Raw genomic sequence first — 12,380 nt, 5'->3', positions numbered from 1 at the left:
TTCGATACCCTGGAGTAAAAATATGAGCGTTAAGATCCGCCTTTCGCGCGCTGGTGCCAAGAAGCGTCCGTACTACCACATCGTGATTGCTGACAGCCGTAGCCCCCGCGATGGCCGCTTCATCGAGAAGGTTGGCGCCTATAACCCGATGCTGCCTTCCGACCATGCTGACCGCATCCGTCTGAACGACGAGCGCATCAAGCACTGGCTGTCGAACGGCGCACAGGCGACCGATCGCGTTGCCCGCTTCCTTGGCAATGCCGGCCTGATCGAGAAGCCCGTTTACAACGAGCAGCCCAAGCAGTCCGCGCCGAAGAAGCGCGCCCAGGAGCGTGCAGCCGCCAAGGCCGCAGCCTGAGCCATAGACCAGGGATAGGCTTCAGTAATCCATGACGACCGTCAGCGCCCCTTCGGATGTATCGAAAGATATTCTGGTCGCGACCGTGGGCAGGCCCCATGGCGTGAAGGGGCTCGTGCATCTTTTCGCGGCAACCGATGACCCGGCTTCGGTCGAGGATATCGGGGCATTGCATGACGAGAAGGGGCGCGTATGGCGGGCGGAATGGCAGGGTCATGGCATCGCGCGTCTGTTCGACGCGTCGGGTCGCCCCGTTACTGACCGCGATGAAGCGTCGCGTCTCGTGAACCTCAAGCTCTATGTCGGCCGGGACTGCCTGCCCGATACGGATGAGGACGAGTTCTATCATGCCGATCTGATCGGGCTGCGCGCCGAAACCCGCGAGGGTGCGGTTCTCGGCACGGTCGCGGTCATTCATGATTACGGCGCGGGCGTCAGCCTGGAAATCACGGCAGCCGGGCAGGGAGGCAAGGGTCAGGATCTGATCGTGCCTTTCACCCATGCCTGCGTGCCCGAAATCCTGTTCGATCAGGGCCGGATCATTGTCGAGCCGCCGCATGAGGTGGAGGTCGAGGGTGATCTGTCGGGCAAGGCCGATGTGGCGGTGCGGTCATGACCTGGCGCGCAGATGTTCTCACCCTCTTCCCGGACATGTTTCCGGGGCCGCTGGGGTTCTCCCTGGCGGGGCGGGCGCTTGAAGAAGGCGTCTGGTCACTGGGTGTGCATGATCTGCGTGACTTCGGGCGTGGGCGTCATCGCGCCGTGGATGACACGCCATTTGGCGGTGGTGCGGGCATGGTGCTTCGGGCCGATGTGGTTGCGGAAGCGCTGGACTCGATCGAGGCCGATGGCCGCCCGGTCATCTACCCGACGCCGCGTGGTGCGCGCCTGACGCAGGCGCAGTCGCGCGCATTTGCGTCGGGTGACGGGGTTGTGGTGCTGTGCGGGCGCTTCGAGGGCGTCGATGAGCGTGTTCTGGAGCGACGCAATGTCGTGCAGATTTCGCTTGGCGATTTCGTGCTGTCGGGCGGGGAAATCCCTGCCTATGCACTGCTCGATTCCTGCGTGCGCCTCCTGCCCGGTGTGATGGGGTCCGAGCTGAGCGATGCCGAAGAAAGCTTCGGTGACGGTCTGCTTGAATACCCGCATTACACCAAGCCAGCCTCATGGGATGGCATGGATGTGCCGGACATCCTGCTTTCAGGACATCATGCTGCGATTGCGGCCTGGCGTCACGAGCAGGCCTGCCTTGTGACACAGGCCAGACGCCCCGACCTCTGGGCGGCCTATGCTGAAGCCAAGACCAACAGATAAATTTTCGTTTTCTCGGAGAAGTACCATGAACATTGTCCAGCAGTATGAGGCGCGCGAAATCGAGCGTCTGACCGCCGCCCGTCCGGTTCCCGAATTCCAGGCCGGTGACACCGTGCGCGTTGGCGTGCGCGTCGTTGAAGGCACGCGTGAGCGCGTACAGGCCTATGAAGGCGTTGTGATTGCCCGTTCCAACAAGGGCCTGAACAGCAACTTCACGGTTCGCAAGATTTCGAACGGTGAAGGCGTTGAGCGTATCTTCCCGCTCTACTCCCCTTCCATCGCCGAGATCGCTGTTGTCCGTCGCGGCAAGGTGCGTCGTGCAAAGCTGTATTATCTGCGTGAGCGTAGCGGCAAGTCGGCTCGTATTGCCGAGCGTCCCCGTGACGTTGCCAAGACGGCTTCCTAAATCAGGATAGTCGAAACCGGTTCATGACAAAGGAGAGTACGGTGGCGCGAACATTGTTCGATAAAATCTGGGATGACCATGTGGTCGAACGCCTCCCGGACGGCACCTGCGTCCTATACATAGACCGGCACCTTCTCCATGAGGTGACAAGCCCGCAGGCTTTCGAGGGCCTGCGGATGTCCGGGCGGCGCCTGCGCCGTCCGGATGCGACGGTGGCCGTGGTCGATCACAATGTGCCGACCTCCGACCGCTCGCTGCCGATCGAGGAGCCGGAATCCCGGCTCCAGATCGAAACGCTCGAAAAGAACGTTGCCGAATTCGGCGTTCCCTATTTCAAGCTGCGCTCGAAAGACCAGGGGATCGTGCATGTGGTGGGGCCCGAACAGGGCATCTCCCTGCCTGGCATGACCATCGTCTGCGGTGACAGCCATACATCGACCCATGGTGCGATGGGCGCTCTGGCCTTCGGTATCGGCACTTCCGAGGTCGAGCATGTCATGGCCACGCAGACCCTGCTGCAGAAGCCGGCCAAGAACATGCGCATCACGGTGGCAGGCCAGGTTGGCCCCGGCGTGACGGCGAAGGACATCATGCTGGCGATCATCGGCAAGATCGGGACCGCTGGCGGGACCGGCCATGTGATGGAGTTCGCAGGCGACGCCATCCGTGCGCTCGACATGGCCGGGCGCATGACGCTGTGCAACATGTCGATCGAAGCAGGTGCCCGCGCCGGGTTGATTGCGCCGGACGAGACGACTTTTGCCTATGTTGAAGGTCGCCGCTTTGCCCCCAAAGGCGAGGATTTCGAGAAGGCCTGCGCCTATTGGCGTACGCTGGCCACCGATGAGGGCGCTGTGTTCGACACTGAGGTGACGCTCGATGCCGCCTCCATCCAGCCCAATCTGACCTGGGGCACCAGCCCTGAGGACGTGATTGCCATTGATGGTGTCGTGCCCGATCCGGCAAGCTGCAACGATCCGGCCCGTGCGCGTCAGGTACAGCGTATGCTCGATTATATGGGTCTCGAAGCCGGTCAGAAGATCGCCGGGACCAAGATCGACGTAGCGTTTATCGGCTCCTGCACCAATAGCCGCATCGAGGATCTGCGCTCAGCAGCCGCCATTGCCAAGGGCCGCCATGTGGCACCGGGCGTGCGCGCCATGGTCGTGCCGGGTTCGGGCCATGTGAAGGCCGCTGCCGAGGCCGAGGGGCTGGACCGGATCTTTCTCGACGCCGGATTTGAATGGCGCGAGGCAGGGTGCTCGATGTGTCTGGGCATGAACCCGGACAAGCTGACATCTGGCCAGCGTTGTGCCTCGACCTCGAACCGTAATTTCGAAGGGCGTCAGGGGCCGGGTGGCCGGACGCATCTTTGCTCGCCCGCGATGGCGGCGGCTGCGGCGGTCACAGGCTGCTTTGTCGATGTGCGGGAGATGGCATGATGGACAAGTTCACCACACTCACCGCCATTGCGGCTCCGATGCCGGTCGAGAACATCGACACGGACCAGATTATCCCGGCACGCTTTCTCAAGACCATCCAGCGAAGCGGCCTTGGCAAGAACGCCTTTGCCGCGCAGCGCTATAACGAGGACGGATCGGAAAAGCCGGAATTCGTGCTGAATCGTGAGCCATACCGCCAGGCCGAAATTCTGGTCACGCTGGACAATTTCGGCTGCGGGTCATCGCGTGAACACGCGCCCTGGGCGCTGCTGGATTTCGGTATCCGCTGCGTGATCGCGCCGAGCTTTGCCGATATCTTCTTCAATAACTGCTTCAAGAACGGCATCCTGCCGATCCGTCTGCCGCGCGAAATCTGTGAGAGCCTCATGGAAGATGCGCAGATGGGGGCCAATGCCCGCATCACTGTCGATCTGGAGAAACAGGTCGTACAGCGCCCCGATGGCAGCACCATTGCGTTTGAGGTTGATGCGTTTCGCAAGCACATGCTGATCGAGGGGCTCGATGATATCGGGCAGACCCTGCAGCATGACAGCGCCATCGCGTCCTTCGAACAGAAGCGTCAGAGAGACGAATCCTGGCGCCCCACCATTGTGATGGAGACGGTTTCGTGAGCCAGGCCCATAAGCTACTCGTTCTTCCCGGTGACGGGATTGGCCCCGAGGTCATGCGCGAAGTCGTCAAGATTGCGCGCTGGCTGGATGAGGCCAAGGGCCTCAAGCTGGAAATGACGGAAGAACTCGTCGGGGGGGCTTCGCTGGCTGTTCACGGCGTGCCATTACGCCCCGAAGTTGTGGCGCTGGCCAAGGAAGCCGATGCCGTGCTGTTCGGCTCGGTAGGCGATCCGAAATGGAGCGAGGTCTCGTTCGACAAGCGTCCCGAGGCAGCTATTCTGGGCCTGCGTCAGGAACTCGAGCTTTTCGCCAATCTGCGCCCGGCTCAGGTCTTTCCGCCTCTGGTCAATGCCTCTTCGCTTAAGCCGGAGCTCGTGGCCGGTCTCGACATCATGATCGTGCGCGAGACGGTGGGTGGCATCTATTTTGGCGAACCACGTGGCATTGAAACGCTGGCCGATGGCTCACAGCGTGGAATCAATACCGAGGTCTATACGACGTCGGAAATCGAGCGCGTGGCCCGTGTTGCGTTCGAACTGGCCCGCCTGCGCGATAATCGCGTCTGCTCGGTCGAGAAGTGCAACGTGATGGAAAGCGGCCTGCTGTGGAAGCAGGTTGTGACCGCGCTGCATGCGCGTGAGTACAGCGATGTCACGCTCAGCCATATGCTGGCCGATAACTGCGCCATGCAGCTGGTCCGCAACCCGAAGCAGTTCGACGTGATCGTGACCGGCAATCTGTTTGGTGACCTTCTCTCCGATCTGGCCTCCATGCTGACCGGCTCGCTGGGCATGCTGCCCTCGGCCACGCTGGGCCCGGTGCAGGAGAGCGGCAAGCGCCATGCGCTGTACGAGCCCATTCATGGTTCGGCACCGGATATTGCAGGGCAGGGTATTGCAAATCCGCTGGCGCAGATCCTCTCTTTCGCCATGCTGCTGCGTTATTCGCTTCAGCGTGAAGATGAGGCCTGTCTGATCGAGAAGGCGGTATCAAATGTGCTCGCCAGTGGCTTGCGCACGGCCGATATCATGTCCGATGGTATGAACCGCGTCGGCACCGAGGAAATGGGCGCCGCTGTTCTTCAGGAAATGCAGAAGCTGGCCTGAGAGCCAGCCGGAGGAAGATATGTCCCTGATCGCTGCCCGGCTCAACCGGATCTCCCCAAGCCAGACGATCGCCATCACGCAGAAAGCGCGGGCCCTGAAAGAAGCAGGGCGGGACATTATCAGCCTCTCTGCCGGTGAGCCGGATTTCGACACGCCGCAAAACGTCAAACAGGCCGCCTGCAACGCCATCGCCCGTGGCGAGACGCGTTACACGGACGTCGCCGGTACGGCCCCGCTGCGAAAGGCGGTTGCCGCCTGGCTGAACCGTGATTTCGGCCTTGATTACAAGGCCGAGGAGATTGTCGTCTCCACTGGCGGCAAGCAGGTCATCTATGACGTGTTCACGGCCACGCTCGATGCCGGGGACGAGGTGATCATCCCGGCACCTGCCTGGGTCTCCTATCCCGATATCGTGGCGCTGGCCGATGGCACGCCTGTCATCGTGCAGACGAAGCCAGAGAAGGGCTTCCGGCTCGACGCCGAAGCCCTTCGTGCAGCGATCACACCCAAGACCAAGTGGCTGGTGCTCAACTCGCCCTGCAACCCGACCGGCGCGGTTTACTCTGAAGCCGATCTGCGTGCGCTGTGCGACGTGCTGCTCGATCACCCGCGCATCTGGGTGCTGACCGACGATATCTATGCCAAGCTGGTCTATGACGGCCATGTGAGCAAGACACTGGTGCAGGTCGAGCCGAAGCTGCGCGAGCGCGTGGTGACCATGAATGGTGTGTCCAAGGCCTATGCCATGACGGGCTGGCGCATCGGTTTCTCGGCTGCACCCGTCGAACTCACCAAGGCGCTCATCAAGCTTCAGGGACAGAGCACGAGCAATCCTTGCTCTATCGCTCAGGCCGCAGCGCTTGAGGCCGTGACAGGGCCGCAGGATTTCATTGGTGAGATGGTATCTGTCTATCAGGGCCGACGTGATCTGGTTCTGTCCATGCTGGCTCAGGCACCGGGTCTGACCTGCACAAGACCAGAGGGCGCATTCTATGTGTTCCCCTCCATCGCGGGGCTGATCGGCAAGAAGACAACGTCCGGCAAGGTCATTGAGAATGACGAGGTCTTTGTCACTGAACTGCTAGAGGAGACGGGTGTCGCCGCTGTTCATGGCAGTGCCTTCCTGACGCCTGGATATTTCCGTATCTCTTATGCGACCGATACCGAGAGTCTGCGCGAGGCTTGCACCCGTATCCAGCGCTTCTGCGCCTCTCTGAGCTGAAGCAGTGAGTTTTCGTCTTGCGCAGCGCCTGCACGGCCTGCCGCAGCCTGCCACCATAGCCATGTCCGCCAAGGCGCGCGCCCTGCGTGCGGCGGGTGTGGATGTGATTTCTCTCGCATTGGGCGAGCCCGATTTCCCTTCACCGCCCGAGGCGGTGGAGGCGGCCTATCAGGCGGGGCTGCGCGGTGATACGAAATATCCGCCCGTTGGCGGGCAGCCCGCGCTCAAGGCAGCCGTCGCGAAGAAATTCCTCGACGAGAACGGGCTGAGCTACGCGCCGGAAGAAATCCTGATCGGCAATGGCGGCAAGCAACTCATCTATAATGCGTTTGCCGCAACCATCGACCCGGGCGACGAGGTGATTGTTCCCGTGCCCTATTGGGTAAGTTATCCGATCATCGCACAGATGATGGGTGGCGTTGCGGTGCCGGTACCCTGCCTCGAAAGCGATCGGTTTCGACTGCGTGCCGAAGCTTTGCGCACTGCGATCACATCGCGCACACGCTGGCTTGTTCTCAATTTCCCGAACAATCCCAGCGGGGCCATTCTCGAACGCGATGATCTGGAGGCGATCGCCGCCGTGCTGCGTGACGCACCGCATGTTCTGGTCATGGCCGATGAGATTTATGAGCATCTGACTTTCGACGGACGCCGTCATGTGTCTCTCGCTTCTGTCGCGCCGGATCTGAAAAACCGCATCCTGACGATCAATGGCATGGCCAAGGCCTATGCCATGACCGGATGGCGTGTCGGGTTCTGTGGTGGGCCTCAGCCCTTGATCAAGGCCATGACGAGCATACAGAGCAACGCGACGTCAGGCATCTGCACGCTGGCGCAGGCGGGGGCAGTGGCCGCACTGTCCACACCCGCAGCGCGACGCGCTGCCATGCGCGACGTGTATCAGCAGCGGCGCGACATTGTTGTTACTGCCCTGCGCGCCATGCAGCATGTCTCCTGCGCCATGCCGGAGGGCGCTTTCTATGCGTTTCCGGGTATTGGTGCAGCGCTGGGCAAGATGACAGCCAAGGGGCGTGTTCTGACCGATGATGTCGCGTTTGCTGAGGCGCTTCTGGAAGAGGCGCATGTGAGTGTGGTGCCGGGCAGTGCCTTCGGTCAGCCCGGTCACATCCGTCTCTCCGTCGCCGCCTCGGATGATATGCTGCGCGAAGCCTGTCAGCGCCTTTCGCATTTTCTAGATACGCTGGGCTGACCATTCTTATGGGGGCAATATCGCCGTAGGGGTTGTCAAACCGGGTGCGGATTAAACCTGCTCTGGCCAAAGGGGCGCCGTCTGGACGTGTGCTTCGGGGGATGCGACCATGAGCCATGATCACACCCTTTCCAGAATTCAATACGCTTGATTTTCCTACCCCAAGCCGGGAGAGCCTCGATAAGGCTTACGCGGTTATTGGCGAGACACTCGAATCCGGTGATATCGCCGCGGCCATCGAACTGTTCGATACGCAGCGCCGCGCCTACGAATCCTGGTCCGCGCTGGTCGAACTGCGTTTCGCTCAGGATACGCGTAATGCCGATTATGTGGCGGCTCGCGACTATGCCGATACGCTGACGCCTTACGCGACCGGGCTTGAAACCGATATCAAGAAGCGCCTCCTCGCGTCGCAAGAAGAGACCGCGAAGCATCTCTCTGCCCATGTGCTTTCCTTGTGGGAGGCCGATATCACCACCTTCGATGAGCGTATCGAGAATATGCTGGCCGAAGAGGCCCGTCTTTGCGCAGAGTACACGGCGCTCCTCGCAACGGCCGAGATTCCGTTTCGTGGCGAGACGCACAACCTCTCCGGCATCGAGCCATTCCAGCAGGAGTCGGATCGGGCCACGCGTCATGAGGCTGAAGCGGCGCGCTGGGGCTTTTACGAAGCAAATGGTGAGACGCTGGACCGGATCTTCGACGACCTGGTGCGCGTACGTGTCGCGATGGCCCAGACGCTCGGCTTCAACTCCTATGTCGAGCTAGGTTACCGCCGTATGCGGCGTACGGATTATACGGCGGCAGATGTTGCCCGTTTCCGCGAGCGTATTGCCACCCATGTAACACCGCTGGTTCAGGCCCTGCTGCAGCGTCGTCAGCTTGAAATGGGGTGGGATAGTCTGAGGGCCTGGGATGAGGCGCTAGTCGATCCAAGGGGAAATCCGGCCCCGGCCGGCGATTATGATCTGATGATCACCCGTGCCCGCGAGATGTTCTCGCGCCTCGATGAGAGCGGCGAAATGGCTGCTTTTTTCGCTGAAATGGTCGAGCGCCATTATGTCGATCTCAAAAACCGCGGGGGGAAGGCCGGGGGTGGTTTCTGTACGTCGTTCTCCACGCAGGGTACGCCATTCATCTTTGCCAATTTCAACGGAACACATGGCGATATCGGCGTCTTTACCCATGAGATGGGTCACGCCTATCAGAACTGGAAAAGCCGCACACAACCGGTAATTGACATGCTCTGGCCCACCATGGAGGCAGCCGAGATTCATTCGATGGGGCTGGAGTTCCTGACCTGGCCAGAAATCGACTTGTTGGTGGAAGATGGGGCAGGCGAGCGTTATCGCCGGCTGCACCTGATCGAAAGCCTGTGCTTCCTGCCCTATGGCGCCTGTGTGGATCATTTCCAGCACGAGATTTACGCCCACCCGGAAATGACACCGCAGGAACGCCACGCAACATGGCGGCGTCTGGAACAGCAATACATGCCTTGGCGTGATTGGGGCGATCTGGCCTATCCGGCCAAGGGCGGCCGCTGGCAGGCCCAGCGCCACATCTATAATTCGCCGTTCTATTATATCGATTACACGCTCGCGCTATGCGTCGCGTTGCAGATTTGGCTGATTGCCCAGGTCGATGCACCACGTGCGCTCGATCTTTATCGCGGCCTCTGCGAGGTCGGCGGGAGCGAGGCTTTCTGTACCATCGTGCGTCAGGCCGGGTTGACTGTACCGTTCGAGGACGATGCTCTGGCTGAGATTGTGCACGAGGCCGAGCAGATGCTCATGATGTGACGCCGGCACACTGATCCGGCGCGGCCGGATCAGGTATCGCGCCGACCCAGCCCCTTGGCATTCGTGGTTCGGGGCAGGTCGGTGCGATCGGGCACGTCAGCCGCGGCGATTCCATTTATCAAGCAGGTCGAGCACGGCCTGTGTGGACATGGCACGCGCATTGCCCAGCGTGTTCGCCCCATCGGCATTGAGCAGTTTGCGCCCCGGCGTGACGATCAGGACTGTGGGTACTTCGTGAATGGTCACGCCGTATTGCTTGGCGATGTCGAGATTCTTGTCGATGCGACCGACATTGACCGGCACGACAACGAATTGCGATTCGAGCCACTGTGCCACTTCGGGCTGCTCGAAGATGCCAGCAAGCATGCGGCAGTCAGGGCACCAGTTGCCGCCAAAGTCGATCAGAACCTTGCGCTTGGTACGGGCCGCTGTGGCGAAGGCTTCCTCAACCTGCTTTTTGGCCAGTGCGATATCGGGATAGACATCCTTCGCCGGGGTGATCTGCACATCCTTGTCGAGCACCGGCGGCGCGGGTGGCCCGTCCTCTGCATAAGCCACGTTGCTGGTGAGGGCAGGGGCCGCCACAGAAAGCGTCGAGAGACCGAGGGCAAGGGACGTCAAAACACCGAATTTGCGATGGAACACGAGGCGGGCCTTTCGGATGGCAGAGGCATTCGGGCAGGACAGTTGGACCAGAGGTCCGGAGATAAAAGCGCCTGTCCGATGGCGGGGGGTTGAAAGTCTGACAGAGTATGAAATGTTCCCTGTCCCGTGGGAATACAAGAGAGCGAGGAACGCATCATGAAACAGCGCCAGCCAGTAGGCGACCCGGGCACAGAGGTCTCGATCACCACAACCCTGCTGCGCACCATCGGGCTTGTCGGCCTGACGCTCGTCCTTGCCTGCCTGATTCGTTTCGTGCCCTTTCTCTCTCACGGCGTTCAGTTCATTGCAGGAACGCAAATCTGGCAGAAGCTCTATGCATTGCTGGGTATTGATACGAGCCTTGGGCGTGAGCAGCTTATCCTGATCGGGATCATGATGGCCTGCTTCATTGTGGCTTTGGCTGTGCAGACCGGTCTGGTTTACGCGTGGTCGCGTTTCCGGCGCTGAGAGCGCCAGGCCAGTACGGCGAGCAGCAGCCAGGACAGCATCGTGAGCGTGCCGCCCCAGGGCGCAATGAAACCGAGGGCTGGGCCGTTCAGGGCCAGCATCACCACCGGGGCAACAAAAAGGACCATGCCGAGCGCCATGAGGTAGGCCGCCCAGCGCAGATCGTTCCAGCCGCTCAAGGCGATGCCCATAAGCGCGATGGCGTGCCACATGAGCATCTCGACCCCTCGTGCCAGCATGGCTCTGCCGCCGATAATGAAATGCGTATCCGGCAGATGGGCATCGAGCGCAGCCAGCATGACGCCGGCACAGCCGGACAGCCCTGCCAGGGTCAGAATCAAACGTTGCCATCTTATCATGGGAAGCACACTCTTCATTACTGCGCGGTTCAACCGGGAAAACAAACCTTTACCACGCGCGTTGCACCGCCGGGATAACGAGAAAGAGGGAACGCCCATGAAATTCGGATTGAGACCAGAGCTGCGTGTCGGTCTTGCACTTTTGCCGCTTTGTGCCTGCACGCCGGCCTATCCGAAGCTGCCCCCTCTTCCTGACAAGGCCCCGCCTTTCACGACGGCTGATGCCGCCTTCCTTCAGCAGGCGAACGAGCATGACCTGACACAGATCGCGCTGGCGAAGCTGACCGTCGACCATGCCCGATCTAACGATGTGAAGACGCTGGGTCAGGACGCGCTGAAGGATTATGAGGCCCATCGCAAGACGCTCTCGACGCTGGCAGGCAAGCATGACCTTGCTCTTACAACCACCGTGCTGGTCGCTGATCAGGAGAAGAGAGACCGACTGTCAAAGCTGCACGGCCTCGCGTTCGATCGCGCCTATATGAAGGCGATACGCGACGACGCGCAGGCCAATCAGGCTTCCATCGGGACGGTGTTTACCACCACCAAGGACAGTGATGTGAAAGCAGCGGCGACCGATCTGCAGAAGCTCGATCAGCGCTATATCTCCTCAGCCTTCAGCTGGCTGCCGCAACTCGCAACGCGCAAGCACCGGTCCGGTACTCATCGATGAGTGTACGCCTCGATCGCATTGTGACGCGCGGTGGTGATGGCGGGATGACATCCCTTGGCGATGGCGAGCGCGTGCGCAAGGATGATCCGTTGATCGAGGCCATGGGCTGCCTCGACGAACTCAACGCAACTACCGGTCTGGTGTGCCTTGCTGGTGCCTGTCAGGAACAGCTCGCACGGGTGCAGAATATTCTGTTCGATATTGGAGCCGTTCTGTGCATGCCAGGGCGCGACATGCCGCAAGCGCTCGCGGCGGATCAGATTGGATGGCTGGAGCGAGAAATCGAGGTGCTGCGTGCAAGGCAGGAACCACTCAGGAGTTTCGTGCTGCCCGGTGGGAGTGCCGGATCGAGTTGGGCGCATCTGGCCCGAACGATCACCCGACGGGCCGAGCGGCGGATCGTCTCGCTCGATCAGACGCGACTGGCTGGCGCAGCGGCGTTTCTGAACAGGCTTTCAGACTACTTTTTTGTTCTCGCCCGTCATCTCAATGACGATGGGCGCAATGATGTTCTCTGGCAGCGCCATCATGTGTGAATTGTGTCACGGATCCAGCTTGTGCGCGTTCTGTGAGGTTCTTCGCGCAGTTGGCCCCGGTGCACACGCGTTGCTCCCTGACGGGGTGGGGTGGATGGTCCCACATCCTGCCGTTGAACCGCCGATGAATTTGACCGCATGCGACGAACAAATGGTATGACGGAACAAATAACTGTGATATGCGTCGTTCCGTTACGCCATAAGCCCTCG

15 protein-coding genes are annotated in these 12,380 nt (G+C 60.8%); 13 read left to right on the top strand and 2 right to left on the bottom strand.

From position 1 onward, the window contains the following. Positions 1-22: 22 nt before the first annotated feature. The 10 genes from rpsP (at position 23) to P792_RS27955 (ending at position 9,489) form a co-directional block, all read left to right on the top strand. Entirely contained in the window at positions 23-358 is a 336-nt protein-coding gene (gene rpsP, locus P792_RS28000) for a 30S ribosomal protein S16 (protein ID WP_023978627.1), read from the top strand. Between the two features lie 31 nt (positions 359-389). Beyond that, the gene (gene rimM / locus P792_RS27995) at positions 390-974 is read left to right on the top strand and encodes a ribosome maturation factor RimM (protein ID WP_035439857.1); all 585 of its coding nucleotides are present in this window, start codon (positions 390-392) and stop codon (positions 972-974) included. Next, positions 971-1,672, top strand: coding sequence for a tRNA (guanosine(37)-N1)-methyltransferase TrmD (gene trmD, locus P792_RS27990; RefSeq protein WP_023978625.1), 702 nt, complete (start codon positions 971-973; stop codon positions 1,670-1,672). The genes rimM and trmD overlap by 4 nt, the downstream gene beginning before the upstream one ends. A gap of 25 nt (positions 1,673-1,697) precedes the next feature. Next, positions 1,698-2,078: a 50S ribosomal protein L19 gene (gene rplS / locus P792_RS27985; protein ID WP_023978624.1), complete on the top strand. Its 381-nt coding sequence runs from the start codon at positions 1,698-1,700 to the stop codon at positions 2,076-2,078. A 23-nt stretch (positions 2,079-2,101) separates the two neighbouring features. Further along, on the top strand, positions 2,102-3,520 hold the full coding sequence (gene leuC / locus P792_RS27980; RefSeq protein ID WP_031240743.1) for a 3-isopropylmalate dehydratase large subunit: 1,419 nt from the start codon (positions 2,102-2,104) through the stop codon (positions 3,518-3,520). Next, the gene (gene leuD / locus P792_RS27975; protein ID WP_023978622.1) at positions 3,520-4,152 is read left to right on the top strand and encodes a 3-isopropylmalate dehydratase small subunit; all 633 of its coding nucleotides are present in this window, start codon (positions 3,520-3,522) and stop codon (positions 4,150-4,152) included. Before leuC ends, leuD begins: the two co-directional genes overlap by 1 nt. Before the next feature lie 53 nt (positions 4,153-4,205). Then, positions 4,206-5,258, top strand: coding sequence for a 3-isopropylmalate dehydrogenase (leuB, locus tag P792_RS27970; protein WP_369794228.1), 1,053 nt, complete (start codon positions 4,206-4,208; stop codon positions 5,256-5,258). Positions 5,259-5,277: 19 nt separating this feature from the next. Then, on the top strand, positions 5,278-6,480 hold the full coding sequence (locus P792_RS27965) for a pyridoxal phosphate-dependent aminotransferase (RefSeq protein WP_023978620.1): 1,203 nt from the start codon (positions 5,278-5,280) through the stop codon (positions 6,478-6,480). 61 nt (positions 6,481-6,541) lie between these two features. Continuing rightward, a complete protein-coding gene (locus P792_RS27960; protein WP_369794227.1) occupies positions 6,542-7,690 on the top strand; it encodes a pyridoxal phosphate-dependent aminotransferase in 1,149 nt (382 codons plus the stop codon). Between the two features lie 116 nt (positions 7,691-7,806). Next, complete coding sequence (locus P792_RS27955; protein ID WP_023978618.1) at positions 7,807-9,489, top strand: M3 family oligoendopeptidase; 1,683 nt, start codon at positions 7,807-7,809, stop codon at positions 9,487-9,489. Positions 9,490-9,585: 96 nt separating this feature from the next. Here the strand turns inward: P792_RS27955 and P792_RS27950 are convergent, their stop codons facing one another. Continuing rightward, a complete protein-coding gene (locus tag P792_RS27950) occupies positions 9,586-10,134 on the bottom strand; it encodes a co-chaperone YbbN (protein ID WP_023978617.1) in 549 nt (182 codons plus the stop codon). Between the two features lie 156 nt (positions 10,135-10,290). On the opposite strand from P792_RS27950, the gene P792_RS27945 reads away from it, so the two are divergent. Further along, on the top strand, positions 10,291-10,602 hold the full coding sequence (locus P792_RS27945) for a hypothetical protein (RefSeq protein ID WP_023978616.1): 312 nt from the start codon (positions 10,291-10,293) through the stop codon (positions 10,600-10,602). Here the strand turns inward: P792_RS27945 and P792_RS27940 are convergent. Next, positions 10,575-10,943 carry a DUF423 domain-containing protein gene (locus P792_RS27940; protein WP_023978615.1) on the bottom strand — a complete coding sequence of 123 codons (369 nt, stop codon included), beginning with the start codon at positions 10,941-10,943 and terminating at the stop codon, positions 10,575-10,577. The genes P792_RS27945 and P792_RS27940 overlap by 28 nt on opposite strands. A 115-nt stretch (positions 10,944-11,058) precedes the next feature. Here P792_RS27940 and P792_RS36015 point away from each other — a divergent pair, with 115 nt between their 5' ends. After that, positions 11,059-11,634, top strand: coding sequence for a DUF4142 domain-containing protein (locus tag P792_RS36015; protein ID WP_023978614.1), 576 nt, complete (start codon positions 11,059-11,061; stop codon positions 11,632-11,634). Then, a complete protein-coding gene (locus tag P792_RS27930; RefSeq protein ID WP_023978613.1) occupies positions 11,631-12,170 on the top strand; it encodes a cob(I)yrinic acid a,c-diamide adenosyltransferase in 540 nt (179 codons plus the stop codon). The genes P792_RS36015 and P792_RS27930 overlap by 4 nt, the downstream gene beginning before the upstream one ends. Positions 12,171-12,380: the final 210 nt, after the last annotated feature.

It is taken from the genome of Asaia sp. SF2.1, from assembly GCF_000505765.1.
Taxonomy (GTDB): Bacteria; Pseudomonadota; Alphaproteobacteria; order Acetobacterales; family Acetobacteraceae; genus Asaia; species Asaia bogorensis.
The sequence above is the reverse complement of the archived record's forward strand: the minus strand, read 5'-3'. Positions and strand labels throughout refer to the sequence as shown.